Source organism: Sphingobacterium sp. UBA7038 (assembly GCF_002494055.1).
GTDB lineage: Bacteria > Bacteroidota > Bacteroidia > Sphingobacteriales > Sphingobacteriaceae > Sphingobacterium > Sphingobacterium multivorum.
In genome coordinates, this window is record NZ_DLAV01000025.1 from 25696 (window position 1) to 51383 (window position 25688).

At 40.0% G+C, this 25688-nt stretch carries 22 protein-coding genes and 1 pseudogene; 3 read left to right on the top strand and 20 right to left on the bottom strand.

Features of this window, described 5'->3' with window-relative positions:
- Positions 1-9: 9 nt before the first annotated feature.
- The 5 genes from B3H30_RS16870 to B3H30_RS16890 form a co-directional block, all read right to left on the bottom strand.
- Positions 10-1563: a DUF6850 family outer membrane beta-barrel protein gene (locus B3H30_RS16870; RefSeq protein ID WP_139144859.1), complete on the bottom strand. Its 1554-nt coding sequence runs from the start codon at positions 1561-1563 to the stop codon at positions 10-12.
- A 67-nt stretch (positions 1564-1630) separates the two neighbouring features.
- Positions 1631-2947 carry a DUF4876 domain-containing protein gene (locus B3H30_RS16875; protein WP_070560810.1) on the bottom strand — a complete coding sequence of 439 codons (1317 nt, stop codon included), beginning with the start codon at positions 2945-2947 and terminating at the stop codon, positions 1631-1633.
- A 17-nt stretch (positions 2948-2964) separates the two neighbouring features.
- On the bottom strand, positions 2965-5730 hold the full coding sequence (locus B3H30_RS16880) for a TonB-dependent receptor (protein ID WP_286777144.1): 2766 nt from the start codon (positions 5728-5730) through the stop codon (positions 2965-2967).
- Positions 5731-6038: 308 nt separating this feature from the next.
- Positions 6039-6716, bottom strand: coding sequence for a DNA alkylation repair protein (locus B3H30_RS16885; RefSeq protein WP_254667624.1), 678 nt, complete (start codon positions 6714-6716; stop codon positions 6039-6041).
- Positions 6717-6726: 10 nt separating this feature from the next.
- Positions 6727-7017: a redoxin family protein gene (locus tag B3H30_RS16890; protein ID WP_070560814.1), complete on the bottom strand. Its 291-nt coding sequence runs from the start codon at positions 7015-7017 to the stop codon at positions 6727-6729.
- A 93-nt stretch (positions 7018-7110) separates the two neighbouring features.
- Here B3H30_RS16890 and B3H30_RS16895 point away from each other — a divergent pair, with 93 nt between their 5' ends.
- Positions 7111-7452: a winged helix-turn-helix transcriptional regulator gene (locus tag B3H30_RS16895; RefSeq protein WP_070560815.1), complete on the top strand. Its 342-nt coding sequence runs from the start codon at positions 7111-7113 to the stop codon at positions 7450-7452.
- A gap of 72 nt (positions 7453-7524) precedes the next feature.
- Here B3H30_RS16895 and B3H30_RS16900 read toward each other — a convergent pair whose 3' ends face one another.
- The 10 genes and pseudogenes from B3H30_RS16900 to B3H30_RS16945 all read right to left on the bottom strand — a co-directional run bounded on the left by B3H30_RS16900 (position 7525) and on the right by B3H30_RS16945 (position 18921).
- Positions 7525-8142: a class I SAM-dependent methyltransferase gene (locus B3H30_RS16900; protein WP_070560817.1), complete on the bottom strand. Its 618-nt coding sequence runs from the start codon at positions 8140-8142 to the stop codon at positions 7525-7527.
- A 51-nt stretch (positions 8143-8193) separates the two neighbouring features.
- Positions 8194-8375: pseudogene (locus B3H30_RS16905) on the bottom strand (class D beta-lactamase); the annotation flags it as partial.
- A gap of 31 nt (positions 8376-8406) precedes the next feature.
- On the bottom strand, positions 8407-9927 hold the full coding sequence (gene eptA, locus B3H30_RS16910; protein WP_070560819.1) for a phosphoethanolamine--lipid A transferase EptA: 1521 nt from the start codon (positions 9925-9927) through the stop codon (positions 8407-8409).
- On the bottom strand, positions 9914-10747 hold the full coding sequence (locus B3H30_RS16915) for a phosphatase PAP2 family protein (RefSeq protein WP_083295738.1): 834 nt from the start codon (positions 10745-10747) through the stop codon (positions 9914-9916). The genes eptA and B3H30_RS16915 overlap by 14 nt, the downstream gene beginning before the upstream one ends.
- A 216-nt stretch (positions 10748-10963) precedes the next feature.
- Positions 10964-12310, bottom strand: coding sequence for a Gfo/Idh/MocA family protein (locus tag B3H30_RS16920; RefSeq protein ID WP_236560185.1), 1347 nt, complete (start codon positions 12308-12310; stop codon positions 10964-10966).
- Positions 12311-12538: 228 nt separating this feature from the next.
- Complete coding sequence (locus B3H30_RS16925) at positions 12539-13126, bottom strand: hypothetical protein (protein WP_070560823.1); 588 nt, start codon at positions 13124-13126, stop codon at positions 12539-12541.
- Between the two features lie 1016 nt (positions 13127-14142).
- Positions 14143-14589 (bottom strand): VOC family protein, encoded by a 447-nt coding sequence (locus B3H30_RS16930; protein ID WP_070560825.1) that lies wholly within the window; start codon positions 14587-14589, stop codon positions 14143-14145.
- Between the two features lie 78 nt (positions 14590-14667).
- Positions 14668-16866: a TonB-dependent receptor gene (locus tag B3H30_RS16935; RefSeq protein ID WP_139144860.1), complete on the bottom strand. Its 2199-nt coding sequence runs from the start codon at positions 16864-16866 to the stop codon at positions 14668-14670.
- Positions 16867-16917: 51 nt separating this feature from the next.
- Positions 16918-17628: a membrane protein gene (locus B3H30_RS16940; protein WP_046676263.1), complete on the bottom strand. Its 711-nt coding sequence runs from the start codon at positions 17626-17628 to the stop codon at positions 16918-16920.
- 921 nt (positions 17629-18549) lie between these two features.
- Complete coding sequence (locus B3H30_RS16945) at positions 18550-18921, bottom strand: DoxX family protein (RefSeq protein WP_046676261.1); 372 nt, start codon at positions 18919-18921, stop codon at positions 18550-18552.
- Positions 18922-19012: 91 nt separating this feature from the next.
- On the opposite strand from B3H30_RS16945, the gene B3H30_RS16950 reads away from it, so the two are divergent.
- Entirely contained in the window at positions 19013-19378 is a 366-nt protein-coding gene (locus tag B3H30_RS16950) for a winged helix-turn-helix transcriptional regulator (protein ID WP_070560830.1), read from the top strand.
- Here the strand turns inward: B3H30_RS16950 and B3H30_RS16955 are convergent.
- The 4 genes from B3H30_RS16955 to B3H30_RS16970 form a co-directional block, all read right to left on the bottom strand.
- On the bottom strand, positions 19367-20464 hold the full coding sequence (locus B3H30_RS16955; RefSeq protein WP_070560832.1) for a DUF2891 domain-containing protein: 1098 nt from the start codon (positions 20462-20464) through the stop codon (positions 19367-19369). The genes B3H30_RS16950 and B3H30_RS16955 overlap by 12 nt on opposite strands.
- Positions 20465-20496: 32 nt before the next feature.
- Positions 20497-21186: an SIR2 family NAD-dependent protein deacylase gene (locus B3H30_RS16960; RefSeq protein WP_070560834.1), complete on the bottom strand. Its 690-nt coding sequence runs from the start codon at positions 21184-21186 to the stop codon at positions 20497-20499.
- Between the two features lie 82 nt (positions 21187-21268).
- Entirely contained in the window at positions 21269-21724 is a 456-nt protein-coding gene (locus tag B3H30_RS16965) for a hypothetical protein (RefSeq protein ID WP_070560836.1), read from the bottom strand.
- 174 nt (positions 21725-21898) lie between these two features.
- Positions 21899-23737, bottom strand: coding sequence for an alpha-L-fucosidase (locus B3H30_RS16970; RefSeq protein ID WP_070560838.1), 1839 nt, complete (start codon positions 23735-23737; stop codon positions 21899-21901).
- Positions 23738-24164: 427 nt separating this feature from the next.
- On the opposite strand from B3H30_RS16970, the gene rnhA reads away from it, so the two are divergent.
- Complete coding sequence (gene rnhA, locus B3H30_RS16975; protein ID WP_115049557.1) at positions 24165-24659, top strand: ribonuclease HI; 495 nt, start codon at positions 24165-24167, stop codon at positions 24657-24659.
- A 45-nt stretch (positions 24660-24704) separates the two neighbouring features.
- On the opposite strand, the gene trxB is transcribed toward rnhA, so the two are convergent.
- Positions 24705-25661 carry a thioredoxin-disulfide reductase gene (trxB, locus tag B3H30_RS16980; protein WP_070560840.1) on the bottom strand — a complete coding sequence of 319 codons (957 nt, stop codon included), beginning with the start codon at positions 25659-25661 and terminating at the stop codon, positions 24705-24707.
- Positions 25662-25688: the final 27 nt, after the last annotated feature.

Below are 25688 nucleotides of genomic sequence, written 5' to 3' on the forward strand. Positions count from 1 at the left end.
ATAACTATTTTAAAATATATAAGAAACCCCCAATTTACCCAGAAACCAATTTTTACCCGGTACACTTGACAACGTATAGTCTATCGGCACCAAATTACCCCTACACTGATAATCCATCTGGAGCTGTATGCTCCAATTGTTCTTTGCATGATGCGTGCCCCATACCCAGGACATATTCCAGCTATTACTTGGAGCGGTGTCGTAAAGATAATCTTGATACAGTATCTGCTTCCCAAAATCCCCTGTATTCAACTCAGATACGTAGAGATTATGGCTTGGTGACCATTGTTTAGTATAGGCGATTGTTCCTATTATATCGGCCGACTGGCCGAGCCGGAATGTTCGATTCAGTCCCAGTCCCAGTTTAACTTGATCAAATTCCATTTGGTTACCACTAACACCATCTTTTTTCTCGGTCTTATACATACCAGCATGGCCTTCAAACAAATACTGATGTACGGCTAATTGAGTTTTAAACGAAATTTCATGCCGACGATAGGTGTAGTTATTTGCTAGATAACTATAATTAAAATCCTGTCCATTTTCAATTTGTCCCTGCAGCGCTACTCTTAGCAATCGCTTACGATGCATCTGCCGGCTCCATAAAAAATCGATTGATCCGATATCTTTTTTATAATCATTTAAGGACAAATAGGTCTGTTTTGAGTTATCATTTCGTCTGAATGATTGTTCTTCATTTAGATAGCGACTATTAAAATAGATCTTATTCCTATCATTGGGTTTCAGCAAGATATGCGCGCCGACGCCTTTACGGTGAATAATATCGTTGTAATTGATCTCTTTTAGTCGCTCACTCGCACTTCCAAAACCGTTCATCATCCAATTGACATACAATGGGTCTTCTGTATTGGTTGTATACTTGTCATTTTTATAGCCCACGTTGACCCGTTCAGAACCATATCCCCAAATACCAGCAATATGATAAGAAAATGTTGGCAGATTGTGACCAACACTCAATTCAAACTGCAGGTTCATATCTTTGATATCGCCTCTGGGATCATTATTGGAGTAGTGAGAGCCTAATCGATAATCGATGCCCAGGGAAATCGGGAGCTTAGCATCGAAGAATGCTCTTTGGATTCCCGCATCGAGCTTATAGGTCTCTCGACTGTATTTATTTTTTCGCAACGAACCAAAATACAATGGCGCATCGACATTCCATCGTGACTGATGGCGCAAAGCAGTACTGTCTTCTGCGGAGCGGTCATATGAAAATCTTCCCCAAAAGCTAGTTTTGCGCCAATCGGTCTTCCCTTCCGTATACAATTGGGATTGAATGAGCCCATCAGTTCCTTGCGCCGCCTTAAAGTCCCCTTGCCCCCTGCTGTGCCGAATACCAAATAGAGAAGATCTATTTTTGATTTCCTCAGGAATCCATACCCTATTTCGTATGGCCATATCATGCATTACTACAAATGATGGCTGATACCAATAGGTCAAAGCTGCTGTTGAATCTAAAGAATTAGACGTACTCTGCCCGAAGACAGCGTGGTGGGCTAAGAAAGCCCCCCAAAATAACATGATGTATCTCACACTTTTCATTCAGGTATTTTTTATAAAATACCAGCTTTCCAACGAAAAAGCTGGTATTGGGAATAACCGTTTTTCATTAATCACCAAATCCAAATGGATTTGCTTTTATCGCGATAAAATCTTCTGTGGAATTATTTGTATCTTTTAATTTACGAACTCCATTGTTCGTTTTTTCGGTTTTGCGAATTACAGATTGCGATGAATAGCCACCTAATGGTGCGAAAGTAAAACCTGCATCCTGTGACGCCGTCAATTTTTTAGGAATTCTCGCGTCCTTGGTGTTTGGCTGTACTTCTACGGCATCCATAATCCAACCGACAGGTAACTGTCTGTATTTTTTTGCGGTGGAAGTCGGAACACTGATGGACGGTTCCGCATAGCTCTTCAAATTCTCCACATCTGAACGATTCGCGTACTTAAAAATAACATAAGCATCCCGCCCTAAATTATCCAATATCCAGTCATTCCCCGTATAATCCAATATCTCCACATTGGGAACAGCCGGATTGTCAATATCTGTTGCAAAAGGAGTTTTGCCAGGGATATCTCCAAAATAAACCTCAAAATTAGCTTTACTCAGATCTACTGTAAGATCCGGATTCTTGATGGCTACTTCTTTTCCATTATTACCAACAAACGGTGCTTTATGGTTTAGCGCATTTTGCGCAATTACAATGCTTTTACCAGGTTCCACTGGATAGGTCTTTCCATTGCCAGGAATCATAAATAAATCTCTTAAGTAAACATAGTCTGTATTTTCTGATTCGTAGCCGCCCATTCCTGAAGATTTACTCCAATCCAATTGGCCATTGGATTGATAGTAATCGGATTGACTGGTCGGAGATTGCCTTCCCCATAACCGGCCAAAGTAAAGACTATCGGCATATAAAACACGTTCTGTATTATTGTAAACTTCAAAAAACTGATCCCTGAATACCGCTCCTTCTTTATTATCAGAACCTGCATAGTAAATCTGCTTGATGACAAAGTCGCCCAATAGACCTGCAACCAATTCCATATCCAAAGTCGTAGAACTGGTTAAACTGATTTTTTTCAGCGAAGCATTGAATGTCACGTCTTCAATACTTGATTCTCCTGTCAAACTGTTGTATTGCGCTTTGGGTATCGTAATAGAAGCATCAATATCATATTCACCCGGTATAATAGAAGTCAGGTTGACCACACCTTGGGACGAAGAATATGTAGCACTGGTTTTTGTTGCCAGATTGGTTATCTTAACAATAACCTTGCTTAAGTCCAACTTGGTATTAAAATTTTCAGAAGCATATTTTAAATTCAGCTTAATATCCAGCGGTTGTACACCGGATGTATTATCTTTTTTACAGGAGATAAAAGGTAAAAAGAGAAAAGGAATTAAGTAACGAGTTTTCATTGTGTTTAGTTTTTATGTTAAAATTTATAAGTCAGTTGGGCGCCATAGTTGGGAGATGAATTTGGGGCTTGCACTGAAGAAGCTCCTTCCCTATAAAAGCGCGGTTGGTAATCCAGAAAATTATAGACGTTAAATGACAGGTAAATATTCTTGCCTATTTCCTTGGCCATATTGAGACCAAAGTTCCAGTAGATGTAGTTGTTTTCAATATTTACCAAGTCAGCTTCATTTTTCCTTGCTGTGTATAATTCGAGATGCTTCGGATTGTATATATCAAATTGATCAATGATATGATACGTATAATCACGTGTATAATATCCTACAGGAATAATATCTCGGTAATTAGATTTATTGTAGTTTAATAATTCACAGTCTGCACTCAGTTCAATAATCAAACGCAAAGCGGGAAAATGAGTTGAACTTCGTAACTGCGCTCGACTTAAATAGTTCTTGGTAGATTTGGACAGAAAAAATCCAAGGATAACGTCATCTAACGCTGCCTTTTCGGCATTAAAATTCAAACGGCTCAGCGCACTGGAACTAGAATTGGCTAGGGTAAATGCGGCAGTAGCGGAGAAAGTTGTCATAATCTGTTGAATTCTAGGTGTAGAATACATGACTTCCGCACCAATATTGGACGATTTATTACTATTGGCAAAGTACAGATTGGACATTAAATAGCTTCTCGTCCCCGTCTGTTCAACTATTGGTTTACCCCCGGGCACCTCAGTAGCCGAATAGGTAGGCAAGTCAATGAGTTGATCAGCCGTAACCGTGTTGATTCCGCGCGTATTTTTTTTATAGAAAAGATTCGTACGTAGCTGATGCCCATTCTTATGCCATGAAAACGATGATTCCAGCGTTTGCCCTACACTACTTTTGAGATTGCTATTATCTTTTTCATAACGCCGCAAGTAAATCAATGCCATACTTTCGTCAACCTTACCATTATAAGAGTTGAGCAATATAATTTCATCAAAAGTAGGCCCGGGATATAGTTGTGCTAATCCAGGAGATTTGAAGGATAAGCCGTATGCTAGCCCAATCTGAGTTGATTTAGAAAGTGAATAATTGATGTTGGTTCTTGGAGAGATGGAAGAGTGACCATTCATAAGATCCCAGCGAACGCCCGCCCGCATGCTAAGATCCCTTCCCCATACTTTTGTCCGCATAGCATCCTCCGCATACAAGCCCAGGTTTTGCAAAGCGTTTGTTAATGAAAAATCATAATACCTATCCGATCTCGCTCCAAGATCCTTTTTGGGAATAGAAGGATCTGCAATTCGCCCCTTTCCACGGTTGATGTCATAACTATAGTTACTTCCAAAGTTTATTTTGTGGATAATATCGCCGGTAATTGCGATGGCATTTCCTTCCAATCGGGCATTTAAATTCAATGGTCTATTATCCACATGATCTAGCGCAGTATACTGACCAGGTGCATATTGTCCTTCTACAATTCCAGTTTGCACAGAATCGGTATAAAGCACGACTGCACCATTATAGTAATACTCCCGATAGGTTTTCTGCAGTGTTGAACTTATTCCTGCATTGAGACTAATGCTTTTAAGGAATTTATGGTCCAATTTGTAACTGGTTCGGCTAGCAGCATTCCAACCCCGGCCGCCAAAAGAAATGGCATTCGAGAGTGGGTCATCTGGATCTTTTCGGACCTGATCAATAACTTTATTGTAAGAGCCTGAGAAGGTTTGTTTCAGACGCTTATCTGCGCCAAAATAGTTTGTCCATATCAAAGTTCCGTTTACGCGGTCGTATTGTTTCAGCTTATCTCTATTGTCTGCGTAAGACTGCACATAACCTAAATCCACATTAATTGTCCCAAGCTTTTTTCCGAGCTGCATTCCCTTAGACAGACCATATGAAGTTGCATTGCTCCGCACTTGAAGCCTAAAAAAAGCCGGAGTCTTGCCAGCCTGCCTTTCGATAATAACGGCACCATTTGATAAATCGCCATAGCGTGCCGGTGCTACGCCAGAAATAACTTCCAAATGTTCGATATTTTCTATCGGAATCTGACGCAGATCCAGACCGCTAAACACATTTTCTCCAGAATAGAATTTTCCCGTTGTCGGTCGACCGGTTAAACCATAATCTGAAGGTCTAATTGCATTCGTTGCGGAAGACATGCCAAATATTCCAGCGTTCCGCCCTTGCATATTACCATTGTTACCCAAAACCATGTCATCCATTATGATAGCGACACCAAAGGAGTTATTCAGTTCATTCGCGTCTCGCGATCGTCCTGTAGTCTCACTAAAAGCACCTCTCAGCGTCAGATTTTGCATCTCCTGCACAGAAGGGGCTGTATTCTTCCGGTTTGGCAATCGGTTCAGCAGATCGTTTAAACTTAGCGCCGGATAACGTTCAATCATTTCGCGATCAAATACGAGTGATGAGTTGCTCAACTCCCCTCTCTTCGCCTGTACCCCAACTTCTTCAAGAGCAAGACTCATATCTTGCAACAAAAAATTTTCAATCTTTTGCATCGAATCTAACAGGACTGTCCTTTCAACCTTTTTCTTACCAATGTAGGAAACCGATAGCGTAACAAGTTTGCCATACTGCTCTTTAGGGATGGTTAAACGATATTCACCACGCCCATCGCTCATACTGGAGAATCCTAACTGATCCAAAATAACGGTACTTCCCAATAGGACTTTCTTATTACCATCAGTGATCTTTCCCCGGATGTATATCGACTGTGCATGCGCAACTGCAATTGTGTAAAATAAAATAAAACTACTCCAATAGAGCTTTTTCATAAGTGAGAATAAAAGCGCACAAAAAGGCACATCTATTTAAAATGATTCTAAACAGATGCAAATGTAACGTATTTTAACACAGAATTTCAAATTATTTTTAATAATTCTAAATAAATTACTACATAAAAAATTAAATATGAACTAGAAAGACGCAAAAAACAGAATACTGATACCGGTAATTTTTACTTCGAAATTGTGCGTAATGCTTTTCGAATAATGTAGTGTGTTTCCTTGGTATTACTTTCTTCTTCCCAACGATGACAAAGTGCTCTAACAAAACCAGGTTGGCTTTTGCTTGCGTCATTCAGCTAATTTGCGACGCTATCCCGAACATATTTTGAAGGATCGGATTTTAGCGGTTCTAAAATAGGCAAGGCTAGACTTGGTTCCTGCTTCAACCGATCGATGTGCTTACACCATACGCCCCTCGGTCGGGTTGACTCCGTAGCAAAACGCCTCACATTTTCATCCTTCTCCATCGCCCATAGGCTCAGATAGGTAATGCTCCTGTCCAAATCAAAAGCTATCCTATTACGGATGGCCATCCAGCTGATTTCTCGTACACCAAAATGTGTATCTGCAGCAAAAGGACGTATTGATGAAAGCAGTTCCTCAATTTCAAGCTGTTTATCATTTCCAATCGCGTAGGTCGCCCAGCAACGCACGAGATCTGCAGGATGATTGAATAATATTGTCAGGAAGGTATTATCACGATTTTGTGTGATCATGTCGAACAGCGCACGTCCGATCGTTTCATTGATGGAATTTACCGTCGGTTTCTGTAACTGCTCCAAAAGCAACAAGATTGGCTTTAAGTAGTGAATGCGCGCATTCTGCTGAAGAATGTGCGCAAGTAAAAGCCGTTGGTCAACAGCTAGCCACTCTACAAGATTTGCAGTTTCAATCTCACCGCGGTTCAGACTGGCTAGGCAGTCTATTGAAATATCAGCTGTCCGCCTTACCCCTTTACGTTGTACTTTGCTCATAGCTGTATGATTAACGCATCAATATTAGTCTTAGCTCGGGATTACAGTAAGGACACCAGTTGCCGCGGAAAAAGGCCACGCTAACCGTTCCATTCTCCAGAAGTTTTCCGAGCTCAATTTTGCTATGCAGCGAATTCATCAAACTAAAATTCGGGACCTTGTCCCCTATCTGCAGGCTCTTTTCGATTAGATCGCCAGACTGAAGATCCTGAATGGATCTGCCAAATATTTCCTTTATTTCAAGACGAAGATTAGCTAAATTCGCATTTAATTTAGCAATTTTGTGTTCTAAATTTTTCATGATGCTGTACGTTATTTCTGCAAAGTTTTAAAAGTAAATGCACAATCACAATACCGCATATTATTATCCCTATGGGGCAAAAAAGTCAATTTTATGAGTATAACAGAGAAAGCAATAAAACAAAAAATATGTCCATTGGAATTTGCCGTCAATGCGATTAGCGGGAAATGGAAAATTCCGATTGTCTGGCGTATCAATGAAGGGGAAAAACGCCCAAGTGAAATGCTTCGTGGTATTGCAACAGTTGATAGACGGGTGCTAAACCAACAATTGGCCGAAATGGTCAATGATGGTATTTTAAGTAAACAATCTTTCCATGAGCTTCCTCCCAGAGTGGAGTATTCATTGACACCCTTAGGGAAAAGTTTAGTGGAAGTACTCTGGAAATTAAATGCCTGGGGAGAACTTTTATTGGAAAATTCCAATAAAAATTAGCACAAAGGGGCAGATTCGAGCCACACACCGATGCGCTATTTGTACGAAATGCGTTCGCCCCAGCTATGACAGCTATTTACGAAAACTGCAAAACACAAAATGCTGTTTCGTGTCGAAGGGTGTTATATGGTCAATAGTCATACATTCAATTTTCCTAAAACATGTCTGGAATAAATCGCTTATTGATTGTGCTGAATACTGTTTAATAGTAATGCCACTACATTTCTTTGGCCCCTGTTCAGAAAAAGTTCCAACGACTAAAATACCTCCCACCGCAATTGATTGATCTGCGATTTTGATGTAACGATCAATCTCCTGGCGAACAGTCAAAAAATGAAAGGTGGCCCGATCATGCCAAAAATCATAAGTTGCGTCGGGAACGAAATCCAAGATATCCGAAACAATCCATTTGACTTTAGTCGCCTCATCCCCTAATCGCTTCTTCGCTCGTTCAATTGCAGCGTTGGATATATCCAATACAGTAATATCTTCAAATCCTGCTTTCAGCAAGAAATCAACCAGGAAACTGTCACCACCACCTATATCGATGATTTTCGCCTTTTTTGGAAGGTTAGCTTGCTCTACAAAATGTAGCGATGCTTCTGGATTGGGCTGGTACCAGCTCACTGATTCCAGCGGCTTGTTTTCGTATATGTCTTCCCAATGCTTCTTTCGATTAAAATTTTCCATCTGTCTATTGTCCTGGTAAAATTTGATGATTGATATCTAATGCCCTAAGGTTTAGGGCAAAATTTTTAGCTCCTTAAAGACTTTCCGCGTATCTCTTTGCGGCAGCGCGAGAAATCAGGACGATTGAACTTGCGGTCCTGAATAAGCCGCGTTGCAAAGAAATAAATCTTTTCTTTTTGCTCAACATAACCTATCCACCATCCGGTATTGATCTGATTGGCCATAGTCCATCCGTTTTAGACCAAACTGTACCCGCAATCCTGTCTATTCGAAAATATCCATATTTTCATCATAAATAGGGCTTTTCATATCCAGAAATTTCAACACACTGTGAAATACGTGATTTTGGGTCAACGTTTTATTTGGTTTCAACTGTTTTGAATGATCAGAAACCCAAACAATAAAGGGAATCTCGTATTGCTCTTTTGGTGCAATGCTCATCGGCAATCCGTGCATATAAAGGTTATTTTCACCCAGCGATTCGCCATGGTCCGAGACGAACAACATGGCACTATTATATTCCTTCAATTGTTTTAGATCCTCAATCAGATTATGTAAAATATAATCTGTATAAACAACGGTGTTATCATAAGCATTGATCAACTCTTCTTTAGAACAGTTCCCGAGTTCAACACTATTGCATACAGGTTTAAACAGCTCGAATTGAGCGGGATATTTTTTGCTATATGTTGGCCCATGGCTTGTACTTGTGTGGAGCACAACAAAAATTTTATCTTTTTTACTGGAGGATATTCGCTCCTTTAGACCTGTTAAAAGTACCTCATCGTAAGCACATCCTTCACCCTTACAATTTGTGGCAAGTTGATCATTTGTTTCATATTCTTTAATATGTACAGGTGGTTCCCCCCAATTACTTGTTCGCCAGATCACATCGACATCATTTCTATAGAGATAGTTCGGCAGGATTTCGTACAAATCATCTGTATTTTTATGCTCCAATATACATTTTACTCCTGCTGTCGTATAGGTGGAGCAAGAAGTTGCGTCAAAATGATAAAGATTGGGTGTTTTGGAAAGTAGCGGATTTGTATTCTTTTGATAGCCATATAAGGAAAAGTTATCCCTTCGAGCAGATTCACCAATAACAAGGACAACCACTGTCTTTTTGTGGTCAGTTATCTTCGCATCTGGCAATAAAATCTCTTTTTTATTTTTTTGATGTTCGTGAATGTAAAAACGCGAAATATTGACGGTATAAGACCACGGCATGGCAAGTGCGCCCAAAGTCTTCGAATTCTTGTCGATCCATAACCAATTAGTCGCATTGGCGAATATTAAAATAACGATAAATAATAGCGAAAGTGACGAAGTGATAAAGAACTTCTTTGGTTTATCCTTTATTATTTTTGCTTTAATAATGAAGATACTGGGAATAATACCGAGAAAAACGAGATAAACGATCAATTTCAGGGAAAAGAAACCGCTGGACTCGGAATAACGGGTATTCAAGATATTGCCGATCATGGTTTCATCCAAAATAACGCTATAGGTATTTACAAAATAAACGGCTACTGAATTGATAAGAAAGAACAACACAAGTATCGATTTCCCGAAGCGACGCGAGGCTGAAAAAAATAGATAAAGTACAAAAGCATTCATTACCAGCATCAAAACCGTTAGACTGCCGATGAGAACAATGCCCCCAAAGCTTTTATAATCAACATTTTTAAAAACAAAAGTATAAAATGGAAAATGGAAGAATATAAAATTCAACACACTCATGAAAAGGACAAAATGAACTAGTTTTAAGCTATTTTTTAGCATAAACGGTAATGGTTTTATAAAGTGTACTAATTAAGCAGATAAATGTAAAATAAAATATTAGCAAATTATCATTAATTATTCTATTGACCAATACTATACTGAAAACGAGGAATAATAAAATGAAAATTGGATAATACCGTTGGTCGTTGACCCAATTCCATATTTTAAATTCCCTGCTAAAAAAAATTCCGAGCAGTCCCGAAACATATCCTATAATACAGCCACTAACTACATCTAATGGATAATGTGCTCCCAACGCGACGCGAGATAAAGCAAGCATTAACCCAATACATGTTAAACAAAAAAACCACATTATTTTATAACTCAATCGTTGCGGCATAAAAGCATACATGATAACGGTCAGCGTTGTAAATATCGTAATGGAATGGCCCGAAGGCAAGCTATTGTTACCAAGAAGCATCTTACCAGTAATCAAAAAACTCGTTTGATTAAACACCGCTGCAGGTCGAGGCACAGCAAATGCCACTTTTAAAACAATGGAAAAAAAAGCTGAAATTAGCGATGCTGATATCAATGCTTCCCATAATTTAGGCGCATATAATACAAAAACACTCAATAGTGACAGGCTAATTAAACAATCTCCAAACTGTGTAAAATTAGACTCAAGATTTGGATATTGTCCGAGGTAAGCATTTATTGTGAAAAAGCTATTCTTCTGAATGACCGTATAGCCATATACATTCAATGCATGATTAAAATAGAGAAATAGAATGAGCAGAACTAATAGAAGTATAGGTAGAAAGAACAAGGGTTTTCTAAGCCTAGCATAATTATGGATTATCGTCGAATTCATATTCATCGTCTACTCGTCTTTTAATCGAGTAAAGAACGGTTCGAATTCTGTAGAAATTTAGAATTTTAAGCTTGAACATATTTTGTTTAATCTATTGGATCACTTTGCCGTTAGGTCAGGAACGTTCTATATATTGATAAATGCCAAGTCTGTCCATATGCATGGCATATTTTGACGGGTGCGTTTTTTCCATTTGCCGGTATCTGTCGCTTGATATTTTTATTACGGATGTTGCCATGGACTGCGATACCCTCTCTGCAATAATTGAGTTGCTTCAGGGTCATTAATACATATTTTTTGCGTAGGATCATAAATCAGGGGCCGATTCAACTGCATCGACAAATTGGCTAATATGCAACTTGCGGTGGAGATATAGCCTTCTTCAATATCGGCTACAGGTAGGTGATTATTTTCAATTGCTGATAAAAGATCGAGCATGTGTCGTCGCGTTGCCGGAGCTGTATGCAGTTCTATTCGATGCTCTTCCAGATCTTTAGGAAACGTCTCTTTTTCTAAGATAACATCCTTTCGGATAGTCTCACCTTCTCCGATGGGAATGAACTCATATTTCATCACACTTCCCTTTAAAGTACCTTTGTCACCGTATATAACAAATGCCCAAGGATATTCAGGGTCTGTTGCTGCTCCCCATGTCCTATGCTGCCAGACACAGTTAAGATCTTCGTATTCAAATAGAGCGGTCTGCGTATCTGCAATCGTCGATTTGCCTTCTTTTTGGACATAAATACCACCTTTGGCACTCACGCTTTTGGGCCATTTAAGTTGCAAAAGCCAACGTACCGTATCAAACATATGCATTCCCATATCGCCGGTTATCCCATTTCCATAAGCCATAAAGGTTCGCCACCAGCTGCCATGCGGTAAACCATCATAAGCTCGTAAAGGTGCCGGTCCTGTCCATAACTCATAATCTAAGAACTCTGGAACTTGTTGTGTAGGCGGGTTACCATTTTTCCGCATATGATAGTAGCAGCACATCTCCACATGCGAAACCTTACCAAGCAGGCCGCTATCGACCACACGCTTCTTAGCGTCGATGAGATGCGCCGTACTCCGCCGTTGGGTCCCTACCTGCACTTTCCGGTTATATTTTCTAGCCGCGCGCCATATGGCATCGCCCTCAAGTACATCCACACTGATGGGTTTCTGCAAATAAAGGTGAGCCCCCGCACGCATCGCGTCTATAGCCTGTCTTGCATGCCAGTGATCCGGTGTGCCAATAAGGATAAGATCGAATTTATGGTTAGCGAGCATCTCCCTATAATCTCTATAAAGCTTTGGAACCTTTTTTGAAACCTGGCGCTCAGCAGTTAATCGCCCCGCCTCCTGCAAATGGTTGTCGTCAACATCACATATGGCGATAACATCAACATCCCGAACCTGCATTAAACGGAACAAATCACTCTTCCCATACCAACCCGCACCGATCAATCCGACCCGAAAATTTTTAATCGCATCTTTAAACGACAGACCTTTAACTTGCAAAGCGGATAAAGTTAAGACTGCTCCCGCTCCTTGAATAAATTTTCTCCGATTTAGATTGAACATAGACACAATTTGCTGGTTTATTACCTAATATAAGAAAAATAAGCAATAAACAATAAAATATTGCATCAACAAGCGCAGCTATAGAGCGGATAATCTGGGAAATTACGGAAAGAAAGGCTCGGAAGATATAGATATTTAACGACTATTAGCAGTCGGGGAATGGATTAAATCGGTTTGATGGACTGAGTCCCGGCTTTGATTAAAGGTTCCGGGACTGTGCCAATTTTCTTATAGACTAAAACTATTCAAAAAACTCTCTAATTCTTCAATTGCTACATTATTTGCTGAAGAGACAGTTGCAAATCGATTTGATTCGAGATATTGAATGCTAGTCAAACCATCGTTTTCAAACATGCTCCAGTCAAAAGACGCCAGCCAACCTTTGTAAGGCTTAACCTGCATTTTGGTTCCTAGGTCTTCAATTGATTTTAGGTCGATATAGTTCATCAAATTTAACTTTACCTGATCCGAACCTGGACCGGCTCCGTCGGTAACCATCAAATAAATATTTTGCTCTCCCTTCACATAGTTTGCCGTTGCGTAAGATCCTGACTCCGCATCCTCGAAAGCCGTCACCTCTGTGAGCTTAAATCCATTGATTTCCGGTTTGAACTTTGCCTTAAAATCAGCCGAACTGATAGGCTTCATCTTTCTCAGCGCTGTTGCTAATTGTTCAACCTTCAATGAGTCTGAATTTACCTGCACATATTCAATGTGTTGAACAGCTAATTGCTCTCCGGCAAATACAGCCTTTGAATTGGCCATGCTCGCTAGGGCCGCACATACCATACTAATTCCTAAATAAGGATACTTCATATTATTATTTCTCTAATCTTTCTCCCCTATAAACAAAAAGCACACCACTCTTTCAGATAACCTTCACTATTTCTTCAAAAATAGTGTAAATTCACGTTTACCAAACAGTTAGAAAATGAAAAGAGAAACCATATACCTAAAAGTAATATTATTTTACGTGGCTTCGCTGGTGTTGTTTGCTTTCGCTGCCGCTGTGACCAAACAGACAGCGTTGTGTTGCAAAGGGTAGCGAACATCAGTCTGAAAACATCGCGTTTATTGCCTATACAATTGTAATGCTTTTGTGTATTCTCATCGTCTATAGACTATCAAAAAAAACATCGTTTCAAACGAACAATAGGAACCAGATCCATTAATTCCACAATCGATGCACAAGACATCGGCAAAAGCCTTTTCAAACATATCATTTCCTTATTCATATCGACGCCTTGTAGACACGAAGCTACAACAACCAGACTTACTGCAAGTTCTAAAAATAAAGGCACGGCTTTTGTAAACTACTAAGTAAAAAAAAGTATTATGAGAAGAACGCTTTACACCACATCTGTTATTATATTACTCGTCTTATGTGTGATTATACTAATGACCACATGTTCAAAAATTGCCTAATTTATATCCAGTTTGGGCAAAATTGCAAAACCAGTGATAACGACGAGTTCATCGCTGAAAACAGCATCTAAAAAATAGATTCTTAGGCCCTCCTCATGGCTTTCATCAAGTAGCTAAATTTCGATTTATTGATCAGGAAAGAACGCGATCCAGACAGATTGTACAAAATTTCGTTATTCCCGGACGTATAATTACAAAAAAGCCCTAGAGCGGGGAACTCTAGGGTCTTAGCCATATATTAACCTATTTTATGAAAAGTATTTGTATCAATAACGTCTTAGTTTCCTATTTATTTTGTAAAACATAGAAATTTCTTAAATTTTCTTTTTTCGTACAAAGATTCAATTCCTATCACTTGCCTTGTAATTATTCCTATAGCTGTCTTTTACCAGTTCATATCAATTACCTTACAGCGGTTGTGCTAAACCAATCAATAATCCCTCTACTCCCCTTAGATAACAGAGACGATACGCATTTTCATATTGTACCACCTCCCCGACCAGCACAGCTCCATGATTGTCAATGAGTCGCCGCACCACATCATCGATATCTTCAACGGTAAACATTGCCCGCAAATAGCCCAAGGCATTGACCGGAGCGTTTCTATGATCTGCAATTATCGCTGGATCAATAAATCTTGAAAGCTCCAATCGGCTATGCCCATCTGGTGTCACCATCATGGCGATCTCCACATGCTGAGCATCGAGACCTGTTATTCGACCTGACCATTCCCCTTTAATCTGTGCCCTTCCCTCCAAATGTAAACCAAGTTCTGAAAAAAACGAAATCGCGTTGTCCAACGACTCCACCACGATACCCATATTATCCATTCGAAGTAACTTACTCTTTTCCATAATACATCATTTATAAGGACTTATAATTCCTATTAAAGATACAAAGGAAAATTTTAAGGCGACCACTTTACCCAGTCTTTAGAATTTATAGCTCAGGCCAGCTTTTACCATAAAAGGTGTTCCAGGGGTGAAATGCAATTCAGAAACGGGCTGTTGTTCATTTCTTAATCGAGTCTCTGTCTCAAACTGTGCTTCATTCCATTTGGTGTCAAATAAGTTTTGGGCCTGCAACAAAAAATTCCATTTTCCCACGCCATAGTTAAGCAGGAGATCGTTGACCAAATAACCTTTAGCACGTACCGAATTATCTTCTTTCGCTGGTTTTGTATTCATATAACGATAGCGCAAATTGGCCGAAATGCCGAGCGGTAGCTTCACAGATACTCCCCCTGTACTTGTTAAAGAAGGTACCAGCGGGATATAGTTTTCGCCTTTAGGTTGGTCAATTGCCCGCGCGTACGCATAATTGATGTCGCCATCAAAATATAACCATGGAGTAGCTTGATAGCGTAGACTCAAATCAGCCCCCAGACGTTTCGTTTTGCCTGAAGGCTCTACAACAGCTTCATCCCCGACGTACACAAATTCTTGCTGCAGGTATAACCCCCATAAAGCAGGCTGAATAAAAAGGTTATCAGTTGGCTTCCAGATCAAGCCAAGATCTGCACCAAAGGAAATGGGCATAATATCTTTTCCCTGTTGTTCCATCACCACCCTGATATCGTTGGAATGAAATCCCATACCCGTTTTCAAATAGATTTGGGCGCTATGATTGAACGTATATCCAAAGTTCAGCTTTGGGCTGATTCTTGTTGCAGAAGCCTCTTGCCCTGCAGGATCACTTTTCAGCTTATCATGCAAGTTGAAAATCAAGTGATCGACACGTAATGCATGATTAATCGTCCATTTTCCAATACGCCAATCCAGATTGCTATAGGCATGAAGATTCATTTCTACACCCGAAATATGCGAAAGCCGATCCAATAATTCGTCGCGCTGATAGACATGGTTCAGTTGAAGATCTTTGATATCATCCACTCGGAGCCCAAACCCCGATGTCCAAGAAAACTGACTATGATCAAAATGAAATTGGCGATTGTATTTGTTTTCGATACCGTACAAGTATCGATTATCAACCTGCTCTATTTCATCGCCATGAATGGGGTCTTTCAGAAAGAAAGTAAAATCCGAAAACAACTGAAATTTATAGCGCGAGAAGTAAACATTGCTTTCCCAGCTTTCTTGATCACTGATCAGCGCACGGTATTGCATCGCCAAATTCATGCGGGATGTATTCCCGCCTTCTGTAGAATCAATCGAACCCCAACGGCTAATCAGTCCCTGACGAACAGCCCGCTCCGGAATCTGACCCGATGCATTCCAACCCGAACTGAATATGGACCCCTGGAGATTGATATAATGTTTCTCATCGATCCACTGATTATATTTCGCAAATAGATTGACACGACTAAAATTTTGCTTGATGTCAAAAGGACCATTCGAATAATTGAACTCTCCTGCGGCATAGGCATATTTATTCTGCTCATGGTTATTCAGCAGATTAAGCATGGCCACGGTACGCCAGGAATCAAAAGAACCGCCTTCAACCTTAAAAAGATTATGATCCAAATGATCCAAGGTCGTAAAATTAACATAACCCGATGTGTTCAAATCGCCTTTGTCTGCATAATAAGCACCCTTGCCAAAATCAATGTCTTTTACCGTTTCTGGAATAATAAAATGGAGATCTGCGTATCCTTGACCGTGCGCATGAGAGACCATATTAACGGGAATGCCATCTGCAGTAATGGCAATATCTGTACCGTGATCATTATCAAATCCACGCAAAAATATTTGCTCAGCCTTTCCACCACCGGCATGCTGTGCTATAAAGAGCCCAGGAACTTTTCGTAACAGATCTTGCGCCGAATTAACCGGAATCTTACTTAAATCAACTTTGCTCAATGTTTTACTGCTATTGAATGCATCCACCTGAATTTGACTCAACTGCACTTCATTTTTTTGCATCTCGATTTCAATCGGAGACTTCGCTTCTTTTAGGATGTATACCTGATCGAGATAGCCAATCCGGCTCAACAATAAAGTATCCGGAAATATTCCCGGCTGTACGGAAAAAGTACCATTCGATGCTGTATGACTATGTTTTATTCCACGTTGGTAACGTATATTGACTTCTTCTAATCTCTGTTTACTATCCTTATCTTTCACAGTTCCCTGAATTACATGTTGCTGGGCATAACTGTGTGTAGTAGCCATTAGGCTTATAAAAAAGGTGATTTGATGTTTGTTCATATCCTATTTAAAAAATTACCATCCCAGAAATAACATCCCCGCACCGCAAATTGAGAGGACAGCACCACTAATAGCGTGTACATATCGATCAAGTTTTTCGGTGTTGAGCAAATTATAACCATAAATTCCCAACAAGACCATCCCAACCATGGTTGCCACTGTTGTGATGGTAAAGGTGCTAATCAGTGTAATCACCTCTGGCATTGAGCGGTGAGCACCTGAAAAAAATAAAAGTGGAATCAATGGTTCCGATGGTCCCATGACGAAAATTGCAAATAATACCAAAGGCGTTACCTTCGTTTTTTGATGATGGTGATGATGCCCTGATGTGCTTTTCCCATGCGTGTGTTCATGCACATACACCTCATCACCCATCACATCAAAATGCTTATGAGAATGCTTCTTTGACATTTTCCAGATCCCGTAAATCAAATATCCAAGTCCAAAAATAAATAGTGCCCAACTCGAAACATTGCCGCGCACGTCCTGCAACCAGCTGATCTTATTGAGCTGCCATCCAAGATAAACGCCAATAATCCCCAGTATGACCGAACTGAAAACATGCCCAAGCCCACATATAATGGTCCATAATATGGTTTTCCCCAACGACCATTTTTTCGATTTGGACAATACAATAAATGGCAGATAATGATCTGGGCCCGATGCAGTATGAAAAAAACTGATCGTAATAGCTGTAATAGCTAATGCGTAAAGTGTTGTGTTCATATAAATGATTTAATAGCAAAGCAGCTGATTAAGCCGCTTTCTTCAAGCAATGATTTATTAAATCGGTTTTATAGCCGTCTGTCGACCCAACCGATGATATTCACGAAAAGGAAAAGGGATTTAACCGAAAATTTTAAAGGAATGGTATAGGATACACCTGTCTGGCAGCCTGTTCGATAGATATTTATTTTGGAGTTCATAAAAAACTATGCCATGACTTCTTATCCGCAAATAGCAAGAAAATTGGTAGAATCAGTCCCAAGGTACAGAGCCGAACGGCATATGCTAAATGTTGATCATAACGCCATTCGAACGAGCATTCTTCGATCGATCCGACATAAAAATCGAAATGGGATTGTGAAGAAGTTATTGCCGTTTTTGAGGTGTTTTTATAGGCAGTATGTGAAAAGACATCCTTGTTTATTTTACCTGTAAAAAACAGACAGAAAAAAACAATGGACAAAACCATTAAAAGTTGTCTTAAATACCTATACATAGCATGTAACATCCCTATGGGATTGATAGATCAAATGTATTATAAGTTTGATCGTGTAGAGTAGCACAAATCTTGAATTTTATAGTCTTTTTCTAACTTGCTAAAAAATGTATATCTAAAAAAAACAGCGCGAAAACTTTACTTATACCAATAACAACGCAATAAAACGGTAGAAAAACAAAATATCCCAGCATAAATCAACAGAGTTAAATTAGCACAAATCACGATTTACAACCGATCAAGTCGCTCCTATATTTTCGGCTATCGACCGGCTTGCCATACCGCTTATAATTGTAGTCTATCACATTATTTTCCCTCTTGCATCTCCAGCACCACTTGCTTCCGGATAAACATAGGATCATTAGAAAATTAAGCTATAAAATAATCCTAATTTTCTAATGATCATGCTAAAGCTGACGCAGGATTTAAAGTATAATTTTAAAGGTTTTGTCTGTGGCCAACAGCACAATACTAAGTACACACATCAGCAAGGAGTTGTAGAAATGATGATACTCTTGATGCGCCATATGTGCCGTAAACGCAGCAACCGCAAATGGAAACAACAGCAGCACTGCAGCATTCTTAAATTGCGGGTTATACAAACCTATTAAGAGCAATACTACCCCCATTAGTTCCCCTATTCCGATAATGATCGTCCAAGTCTTATTAAAACCCAGGGACTGCATGCTTTGCATCATGGCGCTCTTTTGAAAAACTTTGAATAATGATGCATATCCAAATACATAAAGGTAGTACGCATAGCTCAACCAATGAGCGACTGATTTAATCGTTTCCATGTTATACTTTTTGTTTTCCTACAAATTTCTTTATTAATTTGCAGGAATAACAGTACATACAAGATTGTATGATACCAACAAAAAAGTTTGTATGAACCCGCGAAAAGAGAATTCAACCAATCACATTAATGAGCTATACTGGAAAGACCGTTGTGGTATTGCATTTACATTGGTCACCATAGGTGGCAGATGGAAAATCAATATCCTTTCCTATTTGCTAAATGAAGGTAAACTCCGCTATAGTGAGTTGCGGAAAAGACTCGTGGGAATATCTGAACGTATGCTGATCGCCAAATTAAAGGAACTGGAGCATGACAAGCTGATTAATAGAATTGTATACCAGCAAGTTCCCCCAAAGGTAGAATATGAATTAACCGAGCTCGGCCGTTCGCTCGAGGAAATATTAAACCTAATGGATAAATGGGGAGAAGATAATCTCCCCGAATCAATGCTTTGATAGTGCATAGAGTGCAAAAGTACCTAACCAATGTGACCCCATGTAATCATCCTTGGTTGTAATATTGGGCAAAGAATACTTTAAATGTTTATTCGCCAACCTATGCAAATAACTTAATTCAGGCAGCGCTTTGGCGATACCGTTTAAACAGTTGGCGCGACTAAAATTAAGTCCATCCAGATGGACCAAATGTCCGTCGGTTCGATCTTTCACGATTCCTGGTTCTAAATTGAAATCGGGATTAAACAGATCTGGCATAAAATCCTTTAACCATTTACGGTAATCCTCCTGTTGCAGCACCATACTCATACAAAGGGCTTCTTCAAGACAAGGAGAAAGAAAATCGCTTCCACTTGGCTCAAAAGAAATGTTGCAGCTCTTATCCTGACTGTATAAACGAGAAGCATTCGTCATTAATGATTTTTCAAACGTCACATTTCCCGTGCTTCTTGCATAGTCCAGGGACAGCGAAAGGCCAAAGGCCGAATTATCATGATAGCCTGTCCTGATCGGATAGACCAATTTGGGCAAATATTCCTGATACGATTTTACCACATGTTTCACCAACGGTTCAAGATTCGATGCCCAGCGTTTTGCATCGGCATCTTCCCAAGTTAATAATTCCTTCTGCAGCTGCAACAACCAAGCCCAGCCATACGTACGCTCAAAGTTCTTATTGTTCTTATCTTGAAAGAAATCTAATTCAACAGCCACATTTTCTGCTGTAATATTTCGGTTCAATTGGCGTCGAATTTCACCTGAGCTATCCAAATTTGGAAATTCCTTCAAAATATGCACAATTGACCAATACCCGTGTACAGAAGAATGCCAGTCAAAACAACCGTAAAAAATTGGATGCAATGTACGCGGTGCTTTTAGATCACCATCACTACCGAGTACCTGTCCCAGCTTATTGGGATATTCCACTTCGATGCAATGCAGTGGCAAACTGAGCAGATGCTTGGCCTGAACGCTATCCAAGGTTAAAGGCTGATCATTTGAACTCGTATTTACTTTGATCGCTGAATTATTTTGACATGCAACAAAAGCAACGGACATGCAAAGAAGCCCTATTATTTTCTTCATAAACCCTTATTTTATAAACGACTATATAACATTTAATTAAGTAATTGTTCTACCAGTTCAGGAACAGCTATGGTCGCCGATTCTTCAATACACTGTATATTACGTAAAGCGTTGTCATGAGGAATCTTTTTGTCAATTAAAAACGATTTACAGTGACTAGGCGCAAATTCTTTAAGTCCCGCAGCGGGATAAACCTGTAGGGAGGTCCCCACAATAATCAAAATATCGGCCTTCGAAACCAGGCTTATCGCTTCCTCAATGGCCGGCACAGCCTCTCCAAACCAGACTATATTTGGCCTCAGCTGACTACCCTTCTCACAAAGATCACCCATTTTGATCTCATCACCAACAATGGGATACACCAAACGGTCATCGACAGATGACTTCGACTGATCCAGGCGTCCGTGCAAATGAACGATATGGGATGAACCTGCCTGTTCATGTAGTAGATCTACATTCTGCGTCACAATACTCACCCGGTATGCTGATTCCAATTTTACCAGCGCATGATGAGCCGCATTTGCCTGTGCGACCAAAGCGGCTTTCCGTCTCAGATTATAAAACTCCTGCACCAAGGCTGGATTTTTATGCCAACCTTCAATGGAAGCAACTTCCATGACGTCATGTCCTTCCCACAATCCATTGGCATCCCTAAAGGTAGGTATACCGCTTTCAGCCGAAATACCGGCCCCCGTCAATACAACGATATTTTTCTTTTCCATCTTAAATCTATTTGTTGCACCATTGTATAGTTAAGATTGACTTTTGATATGACCTTCATCATGTCTGTAGGCCTGATCTAGATCATTCATTTATCAACAAAGATGCATAATTATCCGGCAGCTCGAGTCGGATCGAATCTTTACTCAAGGCTGCCTTACGGTTCATATCATCAAAAGAACGTTGGTAATACACAAAAGCGCTATTTGGTATATGCAGTTCACTGGCTTTCTGCACGTTGAACACATAGCGATTATTTTTTAATTTGACATGCTGATAAATCCGATAAGTAACAACTTGAATCTGTACCTTATCAAATTTCGGAATGACCTTTAAATCCGCCGGTTCATGAAAGTATTTATCATTGAAATACATAAATTCATTTGACTCTGCTAATGTTGCTAGAGCTAACCTTCCATTGACCACTTCATTCACTAACGAATCTGCCCGCAATCGCTCGGATTTACTTCCGTCACCGGAAGAACAACAAACACAAAGAAGAACAAAAATTGGGATCAAAACAGCTTTGATTGGATTCATAGGCCTAAGTTATAATAAAAAATGCTTTTGCGCCACAATTCAGGAGAAAATGCACCGAATACCGAAAGAAAATGGATCAGAATTAATAAATCCACATAGTTTATATCTCGCAAAAAAGCCCAGGATATTTTGTTATCCCAGGCTTTTTTTCAACGCTAATTGCTATTCGACCTCTTAAAGGTTATTTTCGATAGCGCCCACTTTCTCGCGATATAGTTGTATTGGCGCATCCAACAAAACAGCAATAACTGTCATATTTTTATCCAAGCGCTCTGCTGGTGCCTGAATGTAGATAATACCCGGGATGCTACTCCAATAAAGCTTATTGAAAATCTCATGATTTATCATGGAGCCCTCACCGACCACGCGGATCCTGGCGACTCCATTTTTAACACCTTTTAGTGCAATAGGACCCGTAGGTTTTCCCTCGACAAACAGATACAATGTCTGGCGATCTTTAGAGAGCGCGCTTAGTCCTTCATAATGTCCTTCAGGTAAGCCTTTTCCAGTCTCATAAAGTGCTTCGGCATGATCCTTAATCCACTTTAATACCGTTGGATTAGTCGCATTACTACTTGGCAATTTGGTCTCTAAGCCATCCACGGTCAATCCGGAATTATCAAAGATATTTTTTCCGGCATGCAGTGTTGAAGCGATCTGACCTAAAGCACGACCTGTCAACTTATTATCCAGTACAGATTTCAACGTAACTTCAGTATCTTGCGGTGCAGTCCAACGAAGCACCTCCGCAAAGGTTAGTGCAATCACAGTCACATCCTGATCAAAGTTTACTTTCGTCAAATCGACTTGAACGGTTCCGTTTTCAGACTTAACGTTCACTTTCGCGGATGCATCACCAACAACTGAGACTTCTTTAATGGCTGTATGATTGACCAAACCTCTGAGCTGCAATTCGGGTTTCTGTTCGTATACATACAGGTAAAGTGTCTTTCCGTCCTTTGATAAAGCAGATTTCCCGCCGTAGTTCACAAAAGGAATACCGGCTCTTGTACCGTAGATCGCAGCTGCATGCTTATGTGTCCATCGCCCCAGCTGTTTCAAAATATTTAATTGTTCCTCAGGGATCGTTCCATCTGCCTTTGGACCGATATCCAACAATAGGTTTCCACCCATGGAAATACAATCTACCAACGTTCGAATGATCATATTCGGTGATTTGTACTTTTTATCAAAGGGTTGATAGCCCCAAGAATCATTCATGGTATAACAGAGTTCCCAAAATTTAGCATCAGGCCGGGTTACTGGAATCCCTTGCTCAGGTGTATCGTAATCTCCATGATGATTCAATCGCGAGTTTATAATAATATTCGGATTATACTTCCGCAAAAGATTCAAGGTCTCTTTAGCTTTCCACTCCTCGGCACTATGCTCCCAATCCCCGTCAAACCAAAGTAATTCGGGCTTATACTGTTCGGATAGCTCAGTCAATTGCTTCTGGTAATATTTTACATAATTATCCCAACGAGAAGGCTCACTTTTCAATTCATAACGTTTTCGATTGCGCGTAAAAACATCGTAATAAGGATGGCTCCAATCGGGCAAAGAATAATACAGTCCAGTATGCAAGCCTTCTTCTTGTATGGCTTTCACAAATGGTGTGATTACATCCTGTTTGGCAGCTGCGTCTTGTAATGTCGTGATCGCTTTATCAGCCTTCGTATTCCACATCGAGATCCCGTCATGGTGTTTGGTCGTAATCACCGTGTATTTCGCACCGGCTTCTTTGATCAATTTGGCCCATTCCTTCGGTCTATAATCCTTTGCTGTAAAACCATTCAGTTGCTTGATATAATTGTCATGGTTGATGTAATTATTGAAGAATGACCAAGATTCTGATATTCCATCGACAGAATAAATCCCCCAGTGAATAAAAATACCCAGTTTGGCATCCTCAAACCAATCCATTTTTTGCGGTGATACATTGTTCTGCGCTGAAACGTTTAAGCACGCGGACGCCAAAAGAACAAAAAGAGAAATCTTTCGAAACTTCATAAGCTATTTTATCGATTACATAACAGTTTAAGCGGGCAAAATACACATAAATCAGCACAATCCAACTATGTAAGGGATAAATTACGTTGGAGAGCAATTGAAATCTAACATTGTATTTTCTCTCGCTCAAACTAAAAACACGCAGGGAATATTCCTATTATTTAAACGGACCTCATAGGGACTTTATAGGGACCTCATTCGGACCTCATTCGGATAAAGCCGTGTAAAGTCCCTTTTAAACACCTATAAAGTCAGTCTTAAATACCTATGAATTTTGATGCTTGTAGCACTATGCCCTATTGTTGAATTGATTGAACATGTCGCAGTGTTAAAATTCTTCTACTTCGAGCATCAAAATATGGACTAGTCTTGATCATTTTTACCTGTTTGTATGTGCTTACAAAAACTTCATGTATATTTGGCCGGTATGATCGAATTATATACAGATGGGGCTTCAAGTGGAAATCCGGGCCCTGGAGGTTACGGAACCATCTTAAGAACTATTTATACAGGCGATAATGAAGCCTTTAAAGGTAAACTGATCGAAAAAGAGTTTTCGGGCGGTTACCGCAAAACGACTAACAACAGGATGGAATTGATGGCTGTGATCGTCGGCCTCGAGGCACTGAAAAATCTACAACAACATGTTACCGTGTATTCTGACTCCAAATACGTCATTGACGCCATTGATAAGAAATGGGTATATGGTTGGATACAAAAAGGTTTTGCGGGAAAAAAGAACAAAGATCTTTGGTTGCGCTTAATGAGCGCCTATAAGCTCCATACCGTACGCCTTGTATGGGTAAAAGGCCATGCTGGGCATCCGTTAAATGAGCGCTGTGATCGTTTAGCTGTCGCAGCATCCAAAGATAAGGCAAATTGGAAAATCGATAGTGTTTTTGAAATGGAAGAAGGTAAATAAAAACGGGGCATTGTACAATGCCCCGTTTTTATTATTTCCATGCGATTATTCGCCGCTTTCCTTAGCTGCTAAGTATCTTTCAGCTTCCAAAGCTGCCATACAACCTGTACCTGCAGCAGTGATTGCCTGACGGAAGATGTTATCCTGAACATCACCACAAGCAAAAACACCCGGGATATTTGTTGCAGTACTATCTGGTTTTGTAATTAAATAACCTGTTTCATCCATATCCAATACACCTGTGAAAAGCTCGGTATTAGGCTTATGCCCAATAGCAACGAAGAAACCTGTTACTTCGATATCATTTTCAGACTGGTCTTTATTGTTTACAACACGTATTCCGGTCACCACCTGACCATCTCCTAGGACTTCTTTTGCCTCAGAATTGTAGTGAACTTCGATATTTGGTGTATTCATAACGCGATGTACCATTGCTTTAGAAGCACGAAACTCGTCACGGCGAACCAACATATGTACTTTTGAGCATAATTTTGCAAGATACGTTGCTTCTTCTGCCGCTGTATCCCCAGCACCTACAATAGCAACCTCTTGGTTTTTAAAGAAGAACCCATCACATACAGCACATGCTGAAACACCAAAACCATTGTATTTTTGTTCAGATTCCAAGCCTAACCATTTTGCTGTGGCTCCTGTCGCAATAATCACAGTATCTGCGGTAACTTGTACCGTTCCATCGATCTCAACACGGTGTACCTCACCTGTAAAATCCACTTTAGTCACATATCCAAAACGCACTGAAGTTCCGAAACGTTCAGCTTGCTCACGCAAATCTTCCATCATCACTGGTCCAGTGATACCTTTTGGATAACCAGGGAAATTGTCCACCTCAGTTGTTTGAGTCAACTGTCCCCCTGGCACAATACCGGTATAAACGACTGGTTTCATATCCGCACGGGCTGCATAAATCGCGGCAGTATAACCTGCTGGTCCCGAACCAATAATCAAACACTGTACATGTTCCACTTCTTGTTTGAATTCCATAATCCTTTTTCTAAGCTATTAATTAAC

Excerpts from the sequence above, each read along its gene's own strand:
- rnhA (WP_115049557.1), top strand. The coding sequence starts at position 24,165 with ATGATCGAATTATATACAGATGGGGCTTCAAGTGGAAATCCGGGCCCT.
- B3H30_RS16880 (WP_286777144.1), bottom strand. The coding sequence starts at position 5,730 with ATGAAAAAGCTCTATTGGAGTAGTTTTATTTTATTTTACACAATTGCA.
- B3H30_RS16920 (WP_236560185.1), bottom strand. The coding sequence starts at position 12,310 with ATGTTCAATCTAAATCGGAGAAAATTTATTCAAGGAGCGGGAGCAGTC.
- B3H30_RS16870 (WP_139144859.1), bottom strand. The coding sequence starts at position 1,563 with ATGAAAAGTGTGAGATACATCATGTTATTTTGGGGGGCTTTCTTAGCC.
- B3H30_RS16875 (WP_070560810.1), bottom strand. The coding sequence starts at position 2,947 with ATGAAAACTCGTTACTTAATTCCTTTTCTCTTTTTACCTTTTATCTCC.
- B3H30_RS16935 (WP_139144860.1), bottom strand. The coding sequence starts at position 16,866 with ATGGCTACTACACACAGTTATGCCCAGCAACATGTAATTCAGGGAACT.
- B3H30_RS16915 (WP_083295738.1), bottom strand. The coding sequence starts at position 10,747 with ATGAATATGAATTCGACGATAATCCATAATTATGCTAGGCTTAGAAAA.
- B3H30_RS16960 (WP_070560834.1), bottom strand. The coding sequence starts at position 21,186 with ATGGAAAAGAAAAATATCGTTGTATTGACGGGGGCCGGTATTTCGGCT.
- eptA (WP_070560819.1), bottom strand. The coding sequence starts at position 9,927 with ATGCTAAAAAATAGCTTAAAACTAGTTCATTTTGTCCTTTTCATGAGT.
- B3H30_RS16965 (WP_070560836.1), bottom strand. The coding sequence starts at position 21,724 with ATGAATCCAATCAAAGCTGTTTTGATCCCAATTTTTGTTCTTCTTTGT.
- B3H30_RS16885 (WP_254667624.1), bottom strand. The coding sequence starts at position 6,716 with ATGAGCAAAGTACAACGTAAAGGGGTAAGGCGGACAGCTGATATTTCA.
- B3H30_RS16955 (WP_070560832.1), bottom strand. The coding sequence starts at position 20,464 with ATGAAGAAAATAATAGGGCTTCTTTGCATGTCCGTTGCTTTTGTTGCA.
- trxB (WP_070560840.1), bottom strand. The coding sequence starts at position 25,661 with ATGGAATTCAAACAAGAAGTGGAACATGTACAGTGTTTGATTATTGGT.
- B3H30_RS16930 (WP_070560825.1), bottom strand. The coding sequence starts at position 14,589 with ATGGAAAAGAGTAAGTTACTTCGAATGGATAATATGGGTATCGTGGTG.
- B3H30_RS16895 (WP_070560815.1), top strand. The coding sequence starts at position 7,111 with ATGAGTATAACAGAGAAAGCAATAAAACAAAAAATATGTCCATTGGAA.
- B3H30_RS16890 (WP_070560814.1), bottom strand. The coding sequence starts at position 7,017 with ATGAAAAATTTAGAACACAAAATTGCTAAATTAAATGCGAATTTAGCT.
- B3H30_RS16925 (WP_070560823.1), bottom strand. The coding sequence starts at position 13,126 with ATGAAGTATCCTTATTTAGGAATTAGTATGGTATGTGCGGCCCTAGCG.
- B3H30_RS16900 (WP_070560817.1), bottom strand. The coding sequence starts at position 8,142 with ATGGAAAATTTTAATCGAAAGAAGCATTGGGAAGACATATACGAAAAC.
- B3H30_RS16940 (WP_046676263.1), bottom strand. The coding sequence starts at position 17,628 with ATGAACACAACACTTTACGCATTAGCTATTACAGCTATTACGATCAGT.
- B3H30_RS16950 (WP_070560830.1), top strand. The coding sequence starts at position 19,013 with ATGAACCCGCGAAAAGAGAATTCAACCAATCACATTAATGAGCTATAC.
- B3H30_RS16945 (WP_046676261.1), bottom strand. The coding sequence starts at position 18,921 with ATGGAAACGATTAAATCAGTCGCTCATTGGTTGAGCTATGCGTACTAC.
- B3H30_RS16970 (WP_070560838.1), bottom strand. The coding sequence starts at position 23,737 with ATGAAGTTTCGAAAGATTTCTCTTTTTGTTCTTTTGGCGTCCGCGTGC.